Origin of the sequence: Amycolatopsis keratiniphila subsp. keratiniphila, assembly GCF_001620365.2 — a bacterium.
In the GTDB taxonomy this organism is placed as follows: Bacteria; Actinomycetota; Actinomycetes; order Mycobacteriales; family Pseudonocardiaceae; genus Amycolatopsis; species Amycolatopsis keratiniphila.
Map to the genome: position 1 here is coordinate 102,088 of NZ_LQMT02000023.1, position 20,666 is coordinate 122,753.

General features: G+C 68.5%; 16 protein-coding genes. 10 read left to right on the forward strand and 6 right to left on the reverse strand.

Translation table 11 applies throughout. The features are described 5' to 3' along the window. Positions 1 to 2: 2 nt before the first annotated feature. From AVR91_RS24860 to AVR91_RS43880, 10 genes are all read left to right on the forward strand, one after another. Positions 3 to 1,025, forward strand: coding sequence for an NAD-dependent epimerase/dehydratase family protein (locus tag AVR91_RS24860; RefSeq protein WP_016331014.1), 1,023 nt, complete (start codon positions 3 to 5; stop codon positions 1,023 to 1,025). Next, complete coding sequence (locus AVR91_RS24865) at positions 1,025 to 2,299, forward strand: DUF4910 domain-containing protein (protein WP_063276959.1); 1,275 nt, start codon at positions 1,025 to 1,027, stop codon at positions 2,297 to 2,299. The genes AVR91_RS24860 and AVR91_RS24865 overlap by 1 nt, the downstream gene beginning before the upstream one ends. A gap of 7 nt (positions 2,300 to 2,306) precedes the next feature. Continuing rightward, positions 2,307 to 3,593, forward strand: a complete 1,287-nt coding sequence (locus tag AVR91_RS24870) for an MATE family efflux transporter (protein WP_063276960.1) — start codon at positions 2,307 to 2,309, stop codon at positions 3,591 to 3,593. Then, on the forward strand, positions 3,590 to 4,540 hold the full coding sequence (locus AVR91_RS24875; RefSeq protein ID WP_063276961.1) for a glycosyltransferase family 2 protein: 951 nt from the start codon (positions 3,590 to 3,592) through the stop codon (positions 4,538 to 4,540). Before AVR91_RS24870 ends, AVR91_RS24875 begins: the two co-directional genes overlap by 4 nt. Beyond that, on the forward strand, positions 4,537 to 5,724 hold the full coding sequence (locus tag AVR91_RS24880) for a polysaccharide pyruvyl transferase family protein (RefSeq protein WP_063276962.1): 1,188 nt from the start codon (positions 4,537 to 4,539) through the stop codon (positions 5,722 to 5,724). The genes AVR91_RS24875 and AVR91_RS24880 overlap by 4 nt, the downstream gene beginning before the upstream one ends. Next, positions 5,721 to 6,269 (forward strand): dTDP-4-dehydrorhamnose 3,5-epimerase family protein, encoded by a 549-nt coding sequence (locus AVR91_RS24885; protein WP_063276963.1) that lies wholly within the window; start codon positions 5,721 to 5,723, stop codon positions 6,267 to 6,269. The genes AVR91_RS24880 and AVR91_RS24885 overlap by 4 nt, the downstream gene beginning before the upstream one ends. A gap of 4 nt (positions 6,270 to 6,273) precedes the next feature. Continuing rightward, positions 6,274 to 7,590 carry a glutamate-1-semialdehyde 2,1-aminomutase gene (locus tag AVR91_RS24890; protein ID WP_063276964.1) on the forward strand — a complete coding sequence of 439 codons (1,317 nt, stop codon included), beginning with the start codon at positions 6,274 to 6,276 and terminating at the stop codon, positions 7,588 to 7,590. Next, the gene (locus AVR91_RS24895) at positions 7,587 to 9,071 is read left to right on the forward strand and encodes a right-handed parallel beta-helix repeat-containing protein (protein WP_083737723.1); all 1,485 of its coding nucleotides are present in this window, start codon (positions 7,587 to 7,589) and stop codon (positions 9,069 to 9,071) included. The genes AVR91_RS24890 and AVR91_RS24895 overlap by 4 nt, the downstream gene beginning before the upstream one ends. Positions 9,072 to 9,127: 56 nt before the next feature. Continuing rightward, positions 9,128 to 10,564, forward strand: a complete 1,437-nt coding sequence (locus AVR91_RS24900; RefSeq protein ID WP_143254082.1) for a right-handed parallel beta-helix repeat-containing protein — start codon at positions 9,128 to 9,130, stop codon at positions 10,562 to 10,564. A 154-nt stretch (positions 10,565 to 10,718) separates the two neighbouring features. Beyond that, positions 10,719 to 11,669, forward strand: coding sequence for a hypothetical protein (locus AVR91_RS43880; protein ID WP_228709330.1), 951 nt, complete (start codon positions 10,719 to 10,721; stop codon positions 11,667 to 11,669). A 325-nt stretch (positions 11,670 to 11,994) separates the two neighbouring features. On the opposite strand, the gene AVR91_RS24915 is transcribed toward AVR91_RS43880, so the two are convergent. Genes AVR91_RS24915 through AVR91_RS24940 form a run of 6 tightly spaced genes read right to left on the reverse strand, consistent with a single transcriptional unit; the run spans position 11,995 to position 20,655 of the window. Further along, entirely contained in the window at positions 11,995 to 12,627 is a 633-nt protein-coding gene (locus AVR91_RS24915) for a phosphatase PAP2 family protein (protein ID WP_063276966.1), read from the reverse strand. Next, the gene (locus AVR91_RS24920) at positions 12,624 to 13,805 is read right to left on the reverse strand and encodes a glycosyltransferase family 4 protein (RefSeq protein ID WP_063276967.1); all 1,182 of its coding nucleotides are present in this window, start codon (positions 13,803 to 13,805) and stop codon (positions 12,624 to 12,626) included. The genes AVR91_RS24915 and AVR91_RS24920 overlap by 4 nt, the downstream gene beginning before the upstream one ends. Then, positions 13,802 to 15,007 (reverse strand): O-antigen ligase family protein, encoded by a 1,206-nt coding sequence (locus AVR91_RS24925; RefSeq protein ID WP_063276968.1) that lies wholly within the window; start codon positions 15,005 to 15,007, stop codon positions 13,802 to 13,804. Before AVR91_RS24925 ends, AVR91_RS24920 begins: the two co-directional genes overlap by 4 nt. Before the next feature lies 1 nt (position 15,008). After that, positions 15,009 to 16,532: a right-handed parallel beta-helix repeat-containing protein gene (locus AVR91_RS24930; RefSeq protein ID WP_063276969.1), complete on the reverse strand. Its 1,524-nt coding sequence runs from the start codon at positions 16,530 to 16,532 to the stop codon at positions 15,009 to 15,011. Continuing rightward, on the reverse strand, positions 16,529 to 18,475 hold the full coding sequence (locus AVR91_RS24935; protein ID WP_063276970.1) for a heparinase II/III family protein: 1,947 nt from the start codon (positions 18,473 to 18,475) through the stop codon (positions 16,529 to 16,531). Before AVR91_RS24935 ends, AVR91_RS24930 begins: the two co-directional genes overlap by 4 nt. Further along, complete coding sequence (locus tag AVR91_RS24940; protein ID WP_063276971.1) at positions 18,475 to 20,655, reverse strand: bi-domain-containing oxidoreductase; 2,181 nt, start codon at positions 20,653 to 20,655, stop codon at positions 18,475 to 18,477. The genes AVR91_RS24935 and AVR91_RS24940 overlap by 1 nt, the downstream gene beginning before the upstream one ends. Between the last annotated feature and the right edge of the window lie 11 nt (positions 20,656 to 20,666).

Sequence of the window (20,666 nt, forward strand, 5' to 3'; positions counted from 1 at the left end):
CCATGCGTGTGCTGCTGACCGGGCACAAGGGTTACCTGGGCACGGTGATGGCCCCGGTGCTGGCCGCCGAAGGCCACGAGGTGATCGGCCTCGACTCCGGTCTCTACGACACCTGCGTCCTGGGCCCGAAGCCCGAAGACCCCGAAGGTTTCGAGGTCGACCTTCGTGACGTCACGGCCGAGCACGTGGCCGGTGTGGACGCGGTGATCCACCTGGGCGCGCTGTCCAACGATCCGCTCGGTTCGCTGGCGCCGGAGCTGACCTACGACATCAACCACCACGCTTCGGTCAAGCTCGCGAAGCTGGCGAAGGACGCCGGGGTCAAGCGGTACCTGTACGCCTCGACGTGCTCCGTCTACGGCGCTTCGGGCGGCGACGGCCTGGTCGACGAGGACGCGCCGCTGCGCCCGGTGACGCCGTACGCCGAGTCGAAGGTGCGGGTGGAGGACGACGTCCAGGAGCTCGCCGACGACGACTTCAGCCCGGTGTACATGCGCAACGCCACCGCTTTCGGCTTCTCGCCCCGGCTGCGTGGCGACATCGTGCTCAACAACCTGACCGCGCATGCGCATCTCTCCGGCGAGGTGCTGGTGCTCTCCGACGGCACGCCGTGGCGGCCGCTGGTGCACGCCAAGGACATCGCGCGCGCGTTCGCCGCGGCGCTGGTGGCGCCGAAGGAGGCCGTGCACGGCAAGGCGTTCAACATCGGCACCGAACGCAACAACGTGACCGTCGCCGAGATCGCCGAAGAGGTCGTCGAGGCCGTTCCCGGCTCGACGCTGCGGATCACCGGCGAGGCGGGCGCGGACCCGCGGTCGTACCGGGTCGACTTCTCCCGGTTCCGCGCGGCGATCCCGGGCTTCGACTGCGACTGGTCGGTCAAGGACGGCGCGCTCGAACTGATCGAGGCCTACAAGACCCACGGCCTCACCGAACACGGCTTCCAGCGCCTGTTCACCCGGCTCGCGCGGCTTCAAGACCGCACCGCCGCCGGAGAACTCGACGACACCTTGCGGCGTCGCTGATGTCGAACAGGGACCTGGAGACGGGCGCCGACCTGCGAGGGCTGGTCGAGCGCCTGTATCCGCTGTGCCGCAGCATCACCGGCGACGGCGTCCGCCGCACGCTGGAGATCGTCGGCGAGCACGTCCCGCTGGAGATCCACGAAGTCCCCACCGGCACCCGGGTACTGGACTGGACGGTGCCGCAGGAATGGAACATCCGCGACGCGTACATCAAGGACGCCGCCGGCCGCCGTGTGGTCGACTTCCAGGAGTCGAACCTGCACGTCGTCGGCTACAGCGTCCCGGTGTCGCGGAAGATGCCGCTCAGCGAGCTGCGCGAACACCTGCACGCCCTGCCCGACCAGCCGTCCTGGGTGCCGTACCGGACCAGCTACTACGCGCCGACCTGGGGTTTCTGCCTGGCACAGGAGACGCTCGACGCGATGCCGGACGGCGAGTACGAGGTCCGCATCGACTCCACGCTGGCCGACGGGAGCCTCACCTACGCCGAACACGTCGTGCCGGGCGAGGTCACCGACGAGGTGATCATCTCCTGCCACACCTGCCATCCATCGCTGGCGAACGACAACGTCGCCGGGATCGCGATCGCCGCGGCGTTCGCGCGGACGTTGGTCAAGCCCCACTACACGTACCGGTTCCTGTTCATGCCCGGCACGATCGGCGCCATCACCTGGCTCGCGCGCAACAACGACCGCGTCGGCCGGATCAAGGCGGGGCTCGTGCTGGCGTGTGCCGGTGATCCGGGATCGCTGACCTACAAGCGAAGCCGCCGGGGCGACGCCGAAATCGACCGCGTGCTCGCGTACGTCCTCGCCGACCGCGCGCACAAGATCGTCGACTTCTCGCCGTACGGCTACGACGAGCGCCAGTTCTGCTCCCCCGGCTTCAACCTCGGCGTCGGCTCGCTGACGAGGACGCCGTACGCGGGTTATCCCGAGTACCACACCTCGGCCGACAACCTCGATTTCGTGTCCACGGAGGCCATGGAGGAAACCCTTCAGACCTTGAAGGACACCTTCGCCGTCCTCGACCGCAACCGCAGCTACGTCAACCTCAGCCCCTACGGCGAGCCGCAACTCGGCAAGCGCGGGCTGTACGACTCGCTCGGCGGGCGAAGCGACGCCAAACAAGCCCAGATGGCCATGCTCTGGGTGCTCAACCTCTCGGACGGCGAGCACAGCCTGCTCGACGTCGCCGAGCGGTCCGGGCTGCCGTTCGATTCCGTCGTCGCCGCCGCTCGGGCGCTGCACGACGCCGGATTGCTCAAGGATTAGAGGCCCCATGCGATCACTTCTGCGTTCCCAAGCCGTCCGGGCCATGGCCGGACGGCTCAGCTGGGGCCTCGGCGACCAGGCCGTTTCCAGTATCACCAACTTCGTGGTCGGGCTGTTCGTGGCGCGCTCGCTCGGCACGTTCGCCTTCGGCATGTTCAGCCTCGCTTGGGTCAGCTACGGCGTGGTGCTCAACCTTTCGCGCGGGCTGACGACGGATCCGCTCATGGTGCGGTTCTCCGGGGTGTCCACCGAATCCTGGCGGACCGCGACCGCAAAGGCGACCGGGACGGCGCTCTCCACGGGTGTCGTCGCCGGTGCCGTCAGCGTGGTCGCCGGTCTCGTGGTCGGTGGCCCCGTCGGCGGCGCGTTCATCGCGCTCGGCTTCGTCATCCCGACGTTGCTGTTGCAGGACGCCTGGCGGTTCACCTTCTTCGCGGCGGGGCACGGGAAGAAGGCGTTCGTTAACGACGTCGTCTGGGGTGTCGCGCTGATCCCGGCGCTGTTCATCGCGCACCAGTGGTTCGACACGGTCGTCGCGTTCATCCTGGCGTGGGGCCTGTCCGGGGCGGTCGCCGCCGGCTACGGCTGCCTGCAGGCCGGGGTCCGCCCTGCTCCGCGCGGGACGCTCGACTGGCTCAAGCACCACCGCGACCTGGGCACCCGCTACCTGATCGAAAACGTCAGCAACAGCGGCTCCACCCAGCTTCGGATGTACGGGCTCGGCGCGATCGCCGGGCTCACGAGCGTCGGCGCGGTCCGCGGCGCCGAACTGCTGCTCGGACCGTTCTTCGCGCTTCTGATGGGACTTTCCCTGGTCACGGTGGCGGAAGGCGCGCGGGTGCTCCAACGGGCCCCGCATCGCCTCCGCCACTTCTGCGCCGTGCTCGGCGCCGGCCAGGCGGCCGCGGCCCTGCTCTGGGGTCTCGCCTTGCTTCTGGTACCCCACGACGCCGGCCGGTTCGTCCTCGGCGACGTGTGGGATCCCGCCTCCGAACTGATCCTCCCGGTGACCATCGGTATCGCCGCGGCGGGATTCAACACCGGGGCGGCCGCCGGATTGCGTGCGCTCGGCGCTGCGAAAAGGAGCCTTCGCGCCCAGCTGATCAACTCCGCCGGCTACGTCGGTTTCGGGCTCATCGGCGCCTTCTTGGCCGGGGCGTCCGGATCCGCTTGGGGGGTCGCGTTGGCGATCACCAGCGGGTCCGCGGTGTGGTGGCTGCAACTCCGCAGCGCCCACAAAGAAGCTCTCCAAGAACTCCTGACTTCGGAGAAGAAAGAGATGAGGACGTCATGAGCACCGCTCCTCGGCTGAGCATCGGGCTCCCGGTCTACAACGGCGAGGACTACCTCGCCGAATCGCTGGACGCACTCCTCGGCCAAAGCTACGAGAACTTCGAGCTGATCATCTCGGACAACGCGTCCCGGGACCGCACCGAAGAGATCAGCCGCGAGTACGCGAAGCTGGACTCCCGTGTCCGGTATGTGCGCCAGCCGGTGAACATCGGTTGCGCACCCAACCACAACTACTGTGTCGACGTCGCCCGCGGCGAACTGTTCAAATGGGCCTCCGACGACGACCTCTACGCCCGCGACCTGCTGGAACGCTGTATCGAGGCGCTCGACGAGCACCCCGAGTTCGTCCTGTCGCACTCGTGGACGGCGATGATCGACGAGAAGGCCGTCGTCACGCAGGCGCTGGAGTACCCGCTCAACACGGTCTCGCCGCACGCCGCGGAACGCTTCCGCAGCACACTGTTCGCGCCCGGCGGGGACGACGACGGCGCGGTCATCCGCACCGAGGTGCTGCGCCGGGTCGCGCCGCTGGACAGCTATCACCACGCCGACCGCACGATCATCTCGGAACTGGCCCTGCACGGCCCGTTCCACCAGGTGCCCGACTGGCTGTACTTCCGGCGCGACCACCCCGGCCGCTCCGAACACGAGCACCCGACCGTGCGCAGGCGCGCCACCAACCTCGACCCGAAGCGCGCCGACAAGCTGCGCCACCCGATGGTCCGGCTGCTCGGCGAATACGTCCTCGGCTACGTCAAGGCGATCCGCAACGCGCCGATCTCCGGTGCGGAGAAGCGCGAATGCTTCCGCTACCTGCGGCAATGGATGCTGAACCGGGCGGGGAACCCGGCCATGGGGCGGATGCCCGTCCAGGCCGAGGCCGAACTCGGCCCGCGTGAAGTGTCCGTGGCCTCGGTCGTCGCCGGCCAGGAGGGACGAGTCCCTTGACCTCGCCCGTGAGAATCGGGCTGTTCGGACTCCTCGGATCGGGGAACCTCGGCAACGATGGTTCCTTCGAGGCGGTTCTCGGGTATTTGCGCGCGGAGCATCCGGGCGCCGCGCTCAGCGTGATGTGCGGCGGTCCGGAAATCGTCGCGTCGCGCTACGGACTCGAAACGACCGCGTTGAACTGGTACGAGGGCGAGTACCGAACGGCATCGGGACCGCTGTCCATCGCCATGAAGGGCTTCGGGAAACTCGTCGACATCTTCCGCACGGTGGCGTGGGTGCGGCGCCAGGACGTGGTGATCGTGCCGGGAATGGGTGTCCTCGAATCCACCCTTCCCTTGCGTCCCTGGGGTTTCCCGTACGCGCTGCTGCTGCTTTCCGTATCCGGCCGTCTGGTCGGCACCAAAGTGGCCTTGGTGAGCGTCGGCGCCAGCGTGAGCACGCACCGGGTCACCCGGTCCGTGATCGGCTGGGCCGCGCGGCTCGCGACGTTCCGGTCCTATCGGGACGAGCCGTCGCGAGACGCGATGCGCGCGATGGGCGTCGACGTCGCGAACGACCGCGTCTACCCCGACCTCGCCTTCGCCCTGCCCGCGCTTTCCGAGCCGGTGCTGCCCCGATCCGTCGGGGTCGGGGTGATGGCGTACCACGGCGGGAACGACGACCGGCACCGCGCCGCCGAGATCTACGAGTCCTATGTGGACAAGATGACCCGGTTCGTCGCCGGGCTGGTCGCCGACGGCCGCCCGGTCCGGCTGTTCATCGGCGACCGGGCCGACGCGCAGGTCGTCGACGAGATCATGCGGGAACTGGAATCCCCGCTGATCGCGGCCGCCGACACGGCCACGCTGGACGAGGTGATGCGGGCGATGTCGGCGGTCGAGACCGTCGTCGCCACCCGGTATCACAACGTCCTGTGCGCGCTGAAACTGGCGAAACCGACGTTGTCCATCGGGTACGCCCGCAAGAACGAAGTCCTGATGACCACGCTGGGACTCGGCGAGTTCTGCCAGTCCGCCAAGGAGATCGACTTCGACGCGCTGGTGCGTCAGTTCGCCGAACTCGAGTCAAGGGCGGGCGAACTCACCGAGATCGTCGCGAAACGAAGCGCGGAGCAGACGCGACTGCTGGACGAGCAGTTCGCCGCGCTGTCGGCCGCCTTCCTGCCGATGGGAGTCCGATGAAAGTGATGCCGGTGCCCGCCATCGCGGGCGCGTACCTGTTCGAGCCGACCCCGCACGCCGACGAACGCGGCTTCTTCAGCCGCACCTTCGACGCCGACGTCGTCCGCTCGGCCGGGATCGACCCGAACGGTTTCCTCCAGGACAGTGTTTCCCGCTCCCGCAAGGGAGTGCTGCGCGGGATGCATCTCCGTTCGGGGCTCGGCGAGGCGAAGCTGGTCCGGTGCTCGTGGGGCGCCGTGTTCGACGTCGTCGTCGACCTGAGGCCGGATTCGCCGACGTTCCTCGGCAAGGAGACGTTCGAACTCTCCGGGGAGACGCAGGTGTCGCTGTACATCCCGGCCGGGTGCGCGCACGGGTTCCAGGCGCTCACCGAGTACGCCGACGTCTCCTACCGGATCGACCGCGCGCACGACCCGGCCGAGGACGTCGCGATCGCGCACGACGACCCCGAACTGGCGATCCCGTGGCCGCTTCCGGTGGCGCTCATGTCGGAGCGGGACCGCCAGGCCCTTCCTCTTTCCGCGGTCCTACAGAACACGAGGTGAGAGCATGACCCGTCAGCTGCCCAAGTCCATGCGGGCCAACGAGCGCCTCCACGCGATGATCCCCGGCGGGGCGCACACCTACGCCAAGGGTGACGACCAGTACCCGGAGAACCTGGCACCGGTCATCTCGCACGGGCTCGGCGCGCATGTCTGGGACGTCGACGGGAACGAATACATCGAGTACGGCTCGGGGCTGCGCGCGGTCAGCCTCGGGCACGTGCACCCGCGGGTGAGCGAAGCCGCCCACCGCGCGATCGACCGGGGCGCGAACTTCGCCCGTCCGTCCATTGTGGAGGAACGGGCGGCGGCGAAGTTCCTCGAAACCGTGCCGACCGCCGAGATGGTCAAATTCGCCAAGAACGGCTCGGACGCCACCACGGCCGCGGTCAAACTCGCCAGGGCGGCCACCGGCAGGCCGCTGGTGGCGATCTGCCGCGACCACGCGTTCTTCTCCATCGACGACTGGTTCATCGGCACCACCGCGATGTCGGCGGGCATCCCGGCCGGGATCACCGATCTCACCGTGTCGTTCCCTTACGGCGACCTCCCGGCGACGGAGCGGCTGCTGCGGGAGCACGCGGGCCGGATCGCCTGCCTGATCCTGGAGGCGTCGACCCAGCTCGAACCGCCCGCCGGCTACCTCGTCGGCCTGCGAGAACTCGCAGACCGGTACGGCTGCGTGCTGATCTTCGACGAGATGATCACCGGTTTCCGCTGGTCGGAGGCGGGCGCGCAAGGGCTCTACGGGGTCACGCCGGATCTCTCGACGTTCGGCAAGGCGCTCGGCAACGGGTTCGCCGTCTCGGCGCTGGCCGGCAAGCGCGAACTGATGGAACTCGGCGGGCTGCGCACCGGCGAGGACCGCGTCTTCCTGCTGTCGACCACGCACGGCGCCGAGACGCATTCGCTGGCCGCCGCGATCGCGGTCATGGAGACCTACACCGAAGAAGGCATCGCCGCGCGTCTGCACGCGCTCGGCGACCGGCTCGCCGCCGGGGTCCGCGAAGTCGCGGCCTCGGCCGGGGTCGGGGAACACGTCGTCGTGCGCGGCAGGGCGAGCAACCTCGTCTTCGCCACGCTCGACGCCGAGAAGAACCCGTCGCAGGACTACCGAACGTTGTTCCTGCGGCAACTGGTCACGGGCGGGGTCCTCGGGCCGTCGTTCGTGGTCAGCAGCGCGTTGTCCGAAGAAGACATCGACCGGACGGTCGAAGTGGTCTCGCAGGCCTGCCTCGTGTACCGCAAAGCGCTCGACGCGGATGATCCGGCACCGTGGCTGGGTGGCCGTCCGGTGAAGCCGGTATTTCGGAGAAGGGTATGAGTCCAGGGATCGCATATCGCTCGTTCTGCGCCGCGTTGTCGGTACTACTGCTCCAGGTCGTCGTTGAGAACACAGCGGCGGCGTCCGAAGAGCCGGCTCGAGGGGTGTGCGGCACGACCGTCGGCGTCCCTTCCGCCCCGGAAGGCGCCCAGGTCGTCGATCCAGGCACCGATCTGACCGACAAGACCCGGTTCAGCCCGCCGGGTACCACGTTCTGGCTGTCACCGGGCGAGCACACGCTGAGTTCCGACCAGTTCGGCCAGGTGATGCCGAAGGACGGCAACGTCTACCTCGGCGCGCCCGGCGCCGTGCTCAACGGACGCGGGATCAACCGCGCGGCCTTCACCACGCAGGCCAAGGACGTGGTGATCCGCGGGCTGACCATCCGCGGTTTCGTCGCCGAACGGGACCAGGGCGTTGTCAACCACGACTCCGGCGAGCGCTGGACCATCGAAGGCAACGTCATCGAGGACAACGACGGGGCCGGGATGATGACCGGATCCGGCCAGCGGGTGATCGGGAACTGCCTGCGGAACAACGGGCAGTACGGCATCAACGCCTACCGCTTCGGCGGCGGGCTGACCGGTCTGGTGATCGAAGGCAACGAGATCACCGGCAACAACACCGACGATTGGGAGGCGAAGATCCCGGGCTGCGGTTGCAGCGGCGGGGCGAAGTTCTGGGCCGTGAACGGCGCCGACGTCACCGGCAACTGGGTCCACCACAACCACGGTGTCGGGCTCTGGGCCGACACGAACAACAACGATTTCCTCATCCAGGACAATCTGATCGAGGACAACGCGTCCGAAGGCCTGTTCTACGAGATCTCCTACAACCTGGAGCTGATCGGGAACACCTTCAACCGGAACGCGCTGGTGCAGGGCCGGAAACGGGCCGCCAAGGGCGACAACTTCCCGGTCGCCGCCGTGTACCTCAGCGAGTCCGGTGGCGAACCGAGGCTGCCCGCCCGGACCAGCCGGATCGACATCCGGGGCAACATGTTCTCCGACAACTGGTCGGGGATCACGCTGTGGGAGAACGCCGACCGGTTCTGCAACAGCCCGGCCAACACGTCCACACTCTCGTGCACGGCGCTGGTCTCCCCGACGTCTGCTTGCTCAGACCCGGGCATCGCGACCGAGCCCCTGTACGGCGACTGCCGTTGGAAGACACAACGCGTTTCGGTGCACGAGAACACCTTCGAGTTCGACTCGGCGATGGAGGGCTGTCTCGGCCTGTGCGGGCGGATGGCGGTGCTCTCGAACTACGGGACCTTCCCGTCCTGGTCGCCGTACCGGGGCGCCGTGATCTCGGAGGCGATCACCTTCCGGCAGGACAACCGGTGGTACGACAACCAGTACTACGGGCCGTGGACGTTCGTCGCCCACGACACCTCACGACGGCTGACCGCGGCGCAGTGGCAGGCGGCGCCCTATCTGCAGGACACCTGCAGCGGCTTCGGAGAGACGGCGACCTGCTGAAGGTTCACCTGTAAGTGTCCATCTGGGACCGTCCATACTGGCTTACCGTTTTCAGTATGCCCGCGTTCCTCGTTGCCCTGCTGCTGCTCGCGACAGGAGTCGTCCCGGCCTCGGCGGCTCCTGTCGCGGCCTGCGCCGCGGGCCCCGTCAGTCCGGGGAAACCGGACGGTGCCGTGGTCGTCTCCCCGGGAACGGACCTTTCCGCGAAGACACGCGAACTCCCGGCCGGCACGACGTTCTGGCTGACCGAAGGCAATCACACGCTGGGCCCGGACGAGTTCGGGCAGATCATCCCCAAGGACGGCAACGCCTATCTCGGTGCCCCCGGTGCCGTGCTGGACGGTGGCGGCGTCAACCGCTACGCGTTCACCCAGCAGGCTCGCGACGTCGTCATCCGCGGCCTCACGATCCGCGGTTTCGCGGCGCCACGCGATCAGGGCGTGGTGAACCACGACTCGGGGGAACACTGGACCATCGAGGGCAACACGATCGAGGACAACCGCGGCGCCGCGATGATGGCGGGACCGCGTCAGCAGATCCTCCGGAACTGCCTGCGGAACAACGGTCAGTACGGCATCAACGCCTATCGGTCGGGTGACGGGATCACCGGGCTGCTCGTCGAGGGCAACGAGATCACCGGCAACAACACCGACGACTGGGAGACGAAGGAACCCGGCTGCGGCTGCACCGGCGGCGCGAAATTCTGGGCGGTGAACGGCGCCGACATCCGCGGCAACTGGGTCCACCACAATCACGGCGCCGGACTGTGGGCGGACACGAACAACAACGACTTCCTCATCGAGGACAACCTGATCGAGGACAACGACGCGGAGGCGTTGTTCTACGAGATCTCCTACAACGTGGTGGTCCGCGGGAACACCTTCCGGCGGAACACACTCGTGCAGGGCCGGGCTTTCGCTGCCCGGGGCGACGATTTCCCGGTCGGGACGGTGTACATCTCGGAGTCCGGCGGTGAGCCGCGGGTGCGGGCCCGGACTTCGCTGGTGGAGATCGTCGACAACGTCTTCGAGGACAACTGGTCCGGAATCACCCTGTGGGAGAACGCGGACCGCTTCTGCAACAGCCCGGCGAACACGTCCTCCGGCTCTTGCACCCTTCTCGTTCCATCGGTCTCTTCGTGTTCCGCGCCGGGCATTTCGTCGCGTCCGCTGTATGACGACTGCCGGTGGAAGACACAGCGGGTTTCGATCCACGGGAACAAGTTCTCCCACGGATCTTCCTGCTCGGGATATTGCGGGCGGATGGCGCTTTTGGCGAACTTCGGGACTTTTCCGGAGTGGTCGCCTTATCGGGGTTCCTCCGTTTCGGACGCGGTGACGTTCCGGCAGGAGAACCGGTGGTATGACAACGCTTATTCGGGCGAGTGGCGGTTCGTGGTTCATGACACTTCGCGGACTGTGGGGGTTTCGGGGTGGCAGGGGGCTCCTTACTCGCAGGATGCTTGTAGTTCTTTTGGGGATGGTGGGTGCTGAGCGGCCCGGTCACGGCGGCTGGTTTGCGCGACGATGTAGGAATTGGGACGTTGAGTGTCCCAATTCCTACATCGTCACCATCTTTTTCTCGTGAGCGGGACTTTCATGCACCCTACGAGGGGGAATTGTCGGTACCTGGTTGCACGATGATCCGGTGCAACGAGGATCCTGGACTACCGACCCCCTGCTCACCGCCCCGGGCCATCCGGAGGTGGTCCGCGCGGCCGAGCTCGAAGAGATCGGCGTGCCACGCCGGACCATCTCCCGTCGATGCGCGGCGGGCGGCCCCTGGCGAACGCTGCTCCCCGGGGTCGTGCTGCTGAGCAACGGCCCACCGACCGATGAGCATCGAGTCCGCGCCGCGTTGCTCCATGCCCGACGAGACGCGGTGCTCACCGGCGTCTGGGCGCTCCGCCGACATGGCTTGGAAAGAGTTCCCGATCAGGAGGAGGTTCATGTCCTCATACCGGCGAATCGTGGTGTGGCCGACGCCGGGTTCGCCCGGATAGAGCGAACTCACCGCCCACCTCGTCCCCACTTCCGTGGCGATCTCCCCGTCGCCCCCGTCCCCCGAGCCGTCATCGACGCCGCCCGAAGACTCACCGACGAAGACGAGATCCAGGCGATGATGGCCGAGTCCGTCCAACGTCGCTTCTGCACGACCGGAATGCTCACCCACGAACTCGACCAAGCGGGAAGAACCGGAACCGCACTCCCCAGACGAGCCCTGGCCCCGCTCCTCGCCGGAGCGAGATCCGTCGCCGAGGCCGACGCTTGGCGGCTCTGGCGAAGATCCGGTCTCCCGCCGGGCCACTGGAACGTCCCGATCTTCGACGCGGACGGGAACTACATCGCCACGCCGGACTTCTGGTGCGACGAGTGCGCCTTCGCCTGGGAGATCGATTCCTACCGTCACCACGCCGACCTCGCCGGTCATCGCGCCACCGTCGCGCGCAACGCGCGTTATGTCGCCGCGGGGATCGTCGTGCTCCAGACGTTGCCGTCCCGTCTGCGAACCGAGCCGGCGCAGGTCGAGCGCGAGCTGTCGGCCGCGTTCCGGGCGGCGCGGGCGCGGCCGCGGCCGAACGTCAAGCTGGTCGCGTAGAGCGCTGCTTCTGGGCTACCTCGCCCACAGCGCGACAGCGATCCTCCGCAAACTCGACGGCCTCTCCGAAGCCGACCTCCGGCGGTCGACCGTGCCATCCGGGTGGACGCCGCTCGGTGTCGACTTCTCGTGGCCGGGCACGGCCGAACAGGAATGGCTCATCACACCGGACGACACCACCGCCGGGATCCTGGCCTTCTTCCATGGCGAACGGGAGAACTGTGCCCGGTTGGCGGCTGTCACGCCTGGGTTCTCTTCCATCTCGCGCAGAGCTTCGCCCGGCACGCGGGTCACGTCGACGTCGGCCGGGAACTGTTCGACGGCGTCACCGGGAAGTGAGCCGGTCCACCGCCCACCCCACCACCGGCACCACCGCCACAGCGACCCCGAGCCCCCCGAAGGTGTCCGTCGGATAGTGCGCCCCCAGTGCCACCTCGGCCCATCCCATCGCGAGCCCCGCGAAAGCGACCAGCCCCACCAGGAGCAGAGCCCCACCGACAGGCCCGAGGCCGCGCACGTCGATCACCAGCAACCCCACGACGGTCGCGACGGTCACCGCGAAGGCCGTGTGCCCGCTCGGGTACGAGAGGAATTCGCCGTGGATCAGCCTGCCGACCAGGGGTTTCAGTCCGGTGGTCAGCGCCACCGTCACACCGCTCGCGGCCACCATGAGGATCGCGATCCGCTGCCGCCGGTGCCGCAGGCACAGCCAGCCGAACAGGGCGATCACCACGATCGCGCCCACCGGTTCGCCCGCGAAGTCGATGGCGGTCGCCAGGTACCAGAGCGGGCCTTCGACGCGGTCGACGACGGGGAGGACGAGTGCGTCCAGTCCGGCGGTATGCGAGGTGCCGGCGTAGCGCAGGCCGAGGACGAGGGCGACGACGAAACCGAAGGCGCCCAGGGTCCAGAGCGGGATTCGCGCCCGCGGCGGGATCGCGGGCGGGCCGGTGATCACGCGTCGATCGCGGCCTGGTAGCCGCCGACGAGCCGTTCGAGACCGACCTTCGGCGTGAATTCCTGCTCGTACACCAGCCGCGCCGCCCAGCCCATCTCCTGGTTCCGTTCGGCGTCGCCGACGATCTCGCGCAGGCGAGCCGCGAGCGACTCCGGGTTCCCGGGTTCGTGCAGCAGGCCGGTGACGCCGTCTTCGACGAGTTCGCGGAAGGCGCCGTGGGCCGCGGCGACGGTGGGGACGCCGGCGGCCATCGCTTCGACCACGACCAGCCCGAACGCCTCCAGCCATTCCGACGGGGCGATGACGGCGTTCGAGCGGACGATCAGCTCTTGACACTCCACTTTGGACTGAAGGCCGACGTAGCGGACGTCGTCGCGGCCGTGGGCCCAGCGCGCGACCTCGTCCTGCATCGGGCCGGTGCCTGCGATCACCAGCGGCGGCAGCGGACCACCCGCCGCGACGAGCCGATCCCAGGCCTTCATCAGCAGGCCGATGCCCTTTTCCTCGGTGATCCGGCCGAGGAAAAGCAGGTGCTCACCCGCGCCCTTGCGCGTCTTGCCCGGATCGGTGACGTAGTTGTACTTCACCGCGAGCCGGTCGGCTGGCATCCCGGCGGCGATCAGGATCTCGCGTTGCGCCCGCGAGATGCAGAAGAACTTCGAGACGCTGGACCACCAGCGTTTGCGGTTCAGCACCATGCTCGCCGCCATCGGCATGGTGGCGAGCCCCGAATCGCGGTAGCACCCGTGCCGCACCGCCGGGATCGGCTTGCGTCCCACGCAGTCGGTGCAGATGTAGCCCTCGCGGTACAGCGTGCCGGGCGGACAGATCAGCGTGTAGTTGTGCACGGTCGCGACCGTCGGCACCCCGGCGTCCGCGCACGCGGCCAGCACGGACGGCGAAAGCAGCGGGAACGTGTTGTGGATGTGGACGACGTCCGGCCGATCGTCGGCGAGGCGCCGGGCCAGTTCCGCGCGCACGGCCCGGTTCCACGGCACCTGCAGCGGGACGACGGCCTTGCGCGGCAGCGACATTTCCGCGATGTCGTCGCTGCGCCGCTCGAACAGGCTCACCTCGTGCCCGGCATCGGCGAGCAGCGAGGTCTCCTGGTCCACGACGTTGTTCTCACCGCTCGGCTGCTCGGATCGGTACCGGTTGTGGATCACGAGGACCTTCACACGGACTCCTTGGAAAGCTCAGGGTCGGCTCGTACCAGTAGCGACGCGGCCAAGGCCAGGTGCAGCAGGTACGGCGACGCGTCGCCGAGGCCCGCCTCGGTGTAGGAGGCGGAAAGACAGTAGGTGATCAGGAAGATCGCGCAGGCCCTGGCGGGCGACGGCGGTCGCAGCACCGCGACCACGATCAGCACGAGCAGGAACGCGGCCACGATCGCGATCCCGACATAGCCCTGCTCGTGGTAGACCGCGAGCCAGCTGCTGTCGATCGGGAGCCCGTCGTAGGACTTGTCGGTCAGCCCGACGCCGAACAGGTACTCGAGCGTCGTCCGCGGCGCGTCGAGCAGCGCGTCCCACACCTTCGCGCGGCCGGTGAGGCTGGAGAAGTTCTCCTCCGACTGCCCGCGCAGGAACCAGGTCTGCAGCAGCCCGCTCAACGCCACCGCGCAGAACACCCCGACGAGCACGAGCCCGGTGAACACCTTGCGCGCGCGGGCGCTGGACATCCACTGCGACATCAGCGCCACCACGGTCCCGGCCACCAGGCCGAGCATGGCGGTGCGGGTGTGGGTCAGCAGCAGGATCGCGAACGACGGCACGATGACCACCAGCGCGTTCCGCCGCTCCAGTTTCCCGCCCAGCCACAGCAGCACCGTGAGACCGATGACGATGGCCGCGTACTGGCCGACCTGCGGTGGCGTCAGCGGCCACAGCGTGCCGGTGAGCCGTCCGCCGTATTCGAACGGCAGCGCGTTGCCCGGGCCCAGCGCGAGCCCGATGACCACCGTCACCAGCACCACGCCGTAGGCCCGGATATGCGTGCGAACGAGGTCGAGGCTGCCGTTCCACCAGCGGGTCAGCAACCACAGCGTGCTGATGAACAGCGCGAACCGGAAGCAGCGGAACAGCGCGCCGAAGCCGCCTTCCAGGTTCAGGCTCGCGACCACGCTCAGCACCAGCAGCACCGTGAGCAGGAAGAGATAGGCGCTCGGCCTGATCTTCAGCCTGGCGTTCAGCGCGAGCGCGATCACGAACGCGGCCCCCAGCGCGCCCATCGTGATCAGCTGGCTGACCGACCTCGGCAGCGGGATGACCGTCTTCGCCCCGGTCGAGCCCAGGGTGTTGATGATCAGCAACGTCCAGGCGATGCCGACCGCCTTCGGGGTGCTGCGGATCGCCGCCGGACGGACCGCGGGTTCGAGCATGTCAGCCACCTCCCGCACGCGTCAGTTTGCTGCCCTGGTCCTGTTTGTAGGGCGCGCCCTGCCACTCGCCGAAGCCGAGCACGCGGCTCGGCTCGAACGCGACGAAGTTCCACGGCCCGGAGTAGACGTTGTCGTAAAGCCGGTTGCCCTGGTGGAACGTGATCGCCTGCTGGACGACCTCGCCCTTGTACGGCGACCACTCCGGGTACGTGCCGAAGTTCGCGAGCATCGCCATCCGCGCGCAGCTCTCCTCGCAGCCCGCGACGGCCGGGTCGAGGACGAACCGGTTGTGGTGGATCTCGACGCGCTGGGTCTTCCATCGGCAGTCGGCGTTCAGGCCGCCCGACGCGATCGCCGGCTGCGCGCATTTCGCCTGCTCCGGCACCAGCCGGGTGCAGGAGCCGGACGACGTGTTGGCCGGGCTGTTGCAGAACCGGTCGGAGTTCTCCCACAGGGTGACGCCGTTCCAGTTGTTCTCGAACGTGTTCCCGGAGATCTCCAGTTTGTCCGTCCGCGCCTTCACCCTCGGCTCGCCGCCGGATTCGGACACGTAGATCGACGCCACCGGGAAACTGTCGCCGCGGTCGATGTAGCGCTTGCCGTCCACCCAGTTGTTGCGGCGGATGGTGTTGCCGGTGATCACGGCGTTGTAGCTGGTCTCGTACATCAGCGCCGAGCCGTCGTTGTTCTCGATGACGTTGGCCTCGATGCGGAAGTCGTTGTTGTTCGTGTCGGCCCACAAGCCGACCCCGCGGTTGTCGTGCACCCAGTTGCCGGTGACGTCGGCGCCGTCGACCGACCAGAACTTGACCCCGCCCGAGCAGCCGCAGCCGTCGATCTTGGCTTCCCAGTCGCCGGTGTTGTTGCCGGTGATCTCGTTGCCCTCGACCACGAGTCCGGTGATCTTGTTGTTCTGCGCGTAGGCGTTCATCCCGTACTGCCCGTTGCGGCGCAGGCAGTTCCCGCGGACCTGCTGCCGCGCGCCCGCCATCAGCGCCGCGCCGTCGTTGTCCTGGACGGTGCTCTGCTCGATGACCCAGCCGTCGGCCGAGTCGTGGTTGACCACGCCTTCGTCGTGCGGCGCGGCGAAACCCTGGACGGTCAGGTTACGGATCTTGACGTCTGTGGCGTCGCCGGAGAAGGCGTATTGGTTGATCTTGCGGCCGTCGAGGACCGCCTTCGGACCGCCGATGTAGACGTTGCCCGGCTTCGGGTTGACCTGGTCGTAGCGGTCGTCGCCGAGTCTGTGCGTGCCCGGTGCCAGCCAGAACGTGGTCCCGGCCGGGTTCGAGCGGGTCTTCGTGGCGAGGTCGCCCGGCACCGCGGGGTCGATCTTCACCGCCCCCGCCGGCGCTTCGGCCGGGCCCTCCGGCAGCTTGTCGCACACCTGCGCCACGGAACCGGACGGCGGCTTGCCCGGATCCGGTCCCGGTTCGTCGGCCGGGGTCGTGCAGGCGGTGAGCGTCAACGAGCCGAGCAGCACCAGAAGCGCTGCCCGGCGGAGGCGGTGCGGTCGTGCGATCACAATGGTGGATCCTCGTTACCCGATTCGAAGGTGAGCACGCTGGTGAAGGTGGCCCCGTCGGCGGCGGTTCCGCCGCCGAGCAGGGTCCACGCGGGCTCGCGGCGGCCGAAACCCGCCGAGTACCAGCCCATCGGCGGCGTGGTTTCGCCGCGATGCGCCGACCAGGTGAGCTCCGGTGGAAGCTCGAACGAAGCCGTCCTGTCCTGGCCGTCGACCGTCCACGACAGGACGGCCCTGCTCCCGGTCAAGGCGACCTCGACGGCGGGTCCGAGGTGGAACGCGAGACGGCAGTGCCGTGCCTCGCCGCCGCGGACCTCGTCGAGAATCGTCAGTTCGCCGCCGTCCAATTCCACCGAACGCTGGTGCACCGACGGCGCGTAGCCGTCGTGTTCCGCGCTCCAGCGCGACGGCGTCCCCGCCGCGATCACCGTGGTGACCGCGTGTTTCGTCCACAGGAACGGCCCGCCGGAGACGGACTGGTCGGTGCGGGAGAGTTCGAGCGTGTTGTGCCCGGCCGTGGACCGGAAGTACGACCGCCACTTCGGTTCGCCGTGGTAGCAGTACGTCCCCGGATCGGCGAGGATGTCGACGCCGTCGTGCCGGACCTCCACCGAGAGCGCGTCCGCGTGCGCGTGGGCCGCGATGGACAGGAAGCCGTGCGGCCCGCCGTCACACCGGCACCAGAGGTCGCCGTCGCGCAGGATGGTCATCCCCGCGTCGGCGAAGTCGTCCCGCCGTCGCGCCGGACGCCGGGTGCCGACCTGGATGTCCTTGGCCAGCGCGGAGAAGAGCTGGGTCCGGACGTCCCCGCCCGGCGTCTCCGGCCACCAGTCCAACTGTCCGAAAAGGACGGATCCGGTGTCGAGCAGCGAAGCCCAGCGGCTGGTCTCGTCGCCGTCGACGATGAGCCCGAAACCGTCATCGGCGTCGCCCTGCCGCGGCGGCCGTAGCCGGTTGTCCACAATGGACGCGAGCGCGTCGGTCATCCGGAGCAGGACGAGCCAGGTCGACTCGGGCACCGCGACTCCGGCGGCCTTCGCCTCCAGCGCTCCGGCGAGCCCCAATTCCAGGACCAGCCCGTGGTACTCGGTGGCGAGTTCCCGGTTCAGGCCGGAGTCGAAAGTGTTGTGTCGCAACATCTTGTCCAGCGACGCCAGCGCCGAGTCCCGCCACTGACCGGACTCGGGGAACCAGGCGAACGCGCAGGCCGCGGCGAGCTGCCCGGCGTCCTCCGCGATCACGTGGTTGTTCGCCGACGAACCCCGGCTCGGGAACGCGGCCAGCCAGCGCTGGTGATGCCAGATCTGGTTGAGCGCCACGGGATTGTCCTCGAACAGCGCCGGGGCCTGCGCCCAGCCGTCGAGCAGCCGCCGCACCCACACCCACGACAGCAGCCGGATGCCGAGCTCGATCCCGCTGACCCAGTGCACGCCGCGCATCGGCGGATTGGCCGCCCACCACGACGCGAGGTGCGCGGCCACGCGTTCGGCGTACCGGTCCTCCCCGGTGAGGGCGTACGCGGCGGCCAGCACGGTGAGGTGCTGATGCCGCGACGGCTCCCAGATCTGCTTGATGTCGCCGACGGTCTCCTCGCTCCGGTACGGGATGTCGAAGGAGTACACATCGGACGGCGCCCGGCGGCCGGTCTTCGGGTCGTACGACCAGTCCGGATCGACGAGGTCGTCCCGCTCGACGCCGAAGTACTCGGCGCGTCCGTCCAACAGCCGGTCGGCGGTGACGAGCAGATCCTTCACCGCTTCGCCCGAGACGGCGGCGAGGACCTCCTCACCGGGCACCGTCGCGAACCGGCGGTCCGGCAGCCAGACCGCCTTCTCCCCCGCGACCCCGCGCCACTGGCGTTTGCGCACGACGTCGGTGACCCGGCCCGCGATCTCGGCGGGCCCCATCCTCGACAGTCTTCGCAGGTACCAGGACGGATCCATCAGCCCAGCCCCTCCTTGGCGTTGATCCGCACCACGGAACCGGTCTCCAGGCTGCGGTTGACCGCGAGCGTGGCCAACGTCGTCGAAACGAGCGACTCGACGGACACCGGCATCGAGACACCGGTCGTCAGCGCGTTGACGAACGCTTCGAGCTCGGCGGCCTGGCCCTTGTCCCGGCCCTTGGGGATACGGGAGCTCGCCCACTTCTTGCGGCCGAACACCGACGCGCGCGCGAAGTCGTCGAACTTCAGCACCTTGCCGTCGGCGGTGACGTCGATCGTCTCCTTGGGGAACGCCGACGAACCGCTCGTGGTGTACGCGATCGACGCGGTCGAGCCGTCCGGGTAGCGCAGCAGGATCTGCAGGTCCTGGTGGCCGGGGGTCGCGGTGGCGTACACCGACACCGGGTCGGAGCCGAGCAGCCAGCTGACCGTGTCGATGAAGTGGCCGCCCTCGCCCGCGAACCGCGAACCCTCGCTTTCGGCCTGGTTGTACCAGCTGCCGGCGTCGAGCTGACCGGCGTTGACGAGGTACCGCACGGAGGCCGGGCCGATCCGCGGCCCGAAGTGGAGCACCGACTCGTTCAGCAGCGGGGCGAACCGGCGGTTGAACCCGACCTGCAGCCGGTCGTTGCCGGACTCCTCGATCGCGCCGAGCACGATCTCCAGTTCCTTCTCCGACAGCGCGAGCGGCTTCTCGACGAACACGGCCTTGCCCGCGAGCAGCGCGCGTCTGGTCAGCTCGGCGTGCGAGCTGTGCCTGGTCACGATGAACACGGCGTCGATCGAATCGTCTGCGAGCATCGTGTCGAGATCGGTGGTGGCGCGGGCGAAGCCGAACTTGCGTTTGGCGTTCGCGCCCGAGAGCGCGGAGGTGGTGACGACCTCGGTGAGATCGACACCCTCCATCTCCGCGAGATGCGGCAGGAGCATCGAGGACGCGTAGTTGCCCGCGCCGACGAACGCGACCCGCACGCCGCCGCCCTTGGGCACGGCCCGGACCGAGGAGGTCTTCGGCATGGCGACCTCGGCGACCTGCTCGGTGGCCGCGACGGCGCGCTTCTCGTACTCGAACAGCACCGCGACGGCCTTGAGCTCGCCCTCGTTCAGCTTCCGGTACGTCTCCACCGCGTCGGAGAACGCCGAGACGTGCGAGATCAGCGGCTCGACGTCGAGGCGGCCGCTGCCCATCAGGTCGACGACGCATTCGAGGTTGCGGCGTTCGGTCCAGCGGACCTGGCCGATCGGGTAGTCGCGGCCTTCGAGTTCGTACTCCGGGTCGTAGCGGCCGGGGCCGTACGAGCGGGAGAACCGGACGTCGAGTTCCTTTTCGTAGTAGGCGTTCCACGGCAGGTTCAGCGAGCACTTGCCGATGTCGATCACCCGGCCGCGATCGCGGGCCAGCTTCGCGGCCAGCTCCACCGGCTCGTTCGTGCTGCCGCCCGCGGCGAGGTACACCTGGTCGACGCCGTGCCCGGAGCTGATCTCCGCGACCGCCGTGTCGACGACGCCGGACGCCGGGTCACCGCATTTCAGGGCGCCGAGCCGTTCGGCCAGCGCGCACCGGGACGGGTCCGGGTCGACGCCGACCACGCGGACCCCGGAGGCGACCAGCAGCTGCACGACCAGCTGGCCGATCAGGCCGAGCCCGATGACCAGCGCGATGTCGCCGATCTGCGGTTCGCCCTGGCGGACACCCTGCATCGCGATCGAGCCGACCGTGCCGAACGCGGCGTGCCGCGGGTCGACGCCGTCCGGCACCTTGGTGTACAGGTTCTTGGGCACCCAGTTCAGTTCCGCGTGCAGCGCGTGCTCGTTCCCCGCGCACGCCACGTAATCCCCGACGGCGACGTCGTCGATGCCCGCGCCGACCTCTTCGACCACGCCGCACAGCGAATACCCCAGCGGCGTGTACGAGTCGAGCTTGTTCATCGCCTTGCGGTACGTGGCGCCGAGCCCGTTCGTGGCGACGCTCTGCATCACCTTCGCGACCTGATCCGGCCGGGCCTTCGCCTTGCCCACCAGCGAAAGGCTCGCCTCGGACACCTTCATCATCTCGGTGCCGGTGGAGATCAGCGAATAGGCGGTGCGGACCAGCACACCCCCCGGTTTGCACGCGGGCACTTCGACGTCGAGGAGCGCCAGCTCCCCGCTCTTGTAGTTCTGCACTACCTGCTTCACGTCGCTCCTCA

Bases quoted from the DNA above. Each gene is read 5' to 3' on its own strand.
- AVR91_RS24860 (WP_016331014.1), top strand. From the start codon at position 3: ATGCGTGTGCTGCTGACCGGGCACAAGGGTTACCTGGGCACGGTGATG.
- AVR91_RS24935 (WP_063276970.1), bottom strand. From the start codon at position 18,475: ATGGATCCGTCCTGGTACCTGCGAAGACTGTCGAGGATGGGGCCCGCC.
- AVR91_RS24865 (WP_063276959.1), top strand. From the start codon at position 1,025: ATGTCGAACAGGGACCTGGAGACGGGCGCCGACCTGCGAGGGCTGGTC.
- AVR91_RS24870 (WP_063276960.1), top strand. From the start codon at position 2,307: ATGCGATCACTTCTGCGTTCCCAAGCCGTCCGGGCCATGGCCGGACGG.
- AVR91_RS24925 (WP_063276968.1), bottom strand. From the start codon at position 15,007: ATGCTCGAACCCGCGGTCCGTCCGGCGGCGATCCGCAGCACCCCGAAG.
- AVR91_RS24885 (WP_063276963.1), top strand. From the start codon at position 5,721: ATGAAAGTGATGCCGGTGCCCGCCATCGCGGGCGCGTACCTGTTCGAG.
- AVR91_RS24890 (WP_063276964.1), top strand. From the start codon at position 6,274: ATGACCCGTCAGCTGCCCAAGTCCATGCGGGCCAACGAGCGCCTCCAC.
- AVR91_RS24875 (WP_063276961.1), top strand. From the start codon at position 3,590: ATGAGCACCGCTCCTCGGCTGAGCATCGGGCTCCCGGTCTACAACGGC.
- AVR91_RS24895 (WP_083737723.1), top strand. From the start codon at position 7,587: ATGAGTCCAGGGATCGCATATCGCTCGTTCTGCGCCGCGTTGTCGGTA.
- AVR91_RS24900 (WP_143254082.1), top strand. From the start codon at position 9,128: ATGCCCGCGTTCCTCGTTGCCCTGCTGCTGCTCGCGACAGGAGTCGTC.